The following is a 245-nucleotide window of genomic DNA, read 5'->3' as shown; positions in this document are numbered from 1 at the left end:
GCAGCTTCGACATCCGCGTCGCCGTCGGCCGGGCGGGTGCCCTCGAGCCAGGCGAGCTGGTGCGGCTCGGTCGCCACGTCGAGCTCGCCGGTGCGCTCCCACTGCACGTCGAGACCGAGCTCGGCGATGGTGCGCTCGATCGCGTCGAGGTTCTCCATGCCGAGGCGTGCCAGCTGCGCGTACTCCTCGGGCCACCGGCTGCGGCCGTTCTCCTCGCCGTGGGTGAGGCTCGCCTCGACGAAGCC

Annotated in this window: 1 pseudogene; it reads right to left on the bottom strand. The window is 73.1% G+C overall.

The annotated features are described in order from the left end of the window. Positions 1-245, bottom strand: a pseudogene (locus FJ658_RS15445) (FAD-dependent oxidoreductase); the annotation flags it as partial.

Origin of the sequence: Schumannella sp. 10F1B-5-1 (genome assembly GCF_006517535.1) — a bacterium.
Classification (GTDB): Bacteria; Actinomycetota; Actinomycetes; order Actinomycetales; family Microbacteriaceae; genus Schumannella.
The sequence above is the reverse complement of the archived record's forward strand: the minus strand, read 5'-3'. Positions and strand labels throughout refer to the sequence as shown.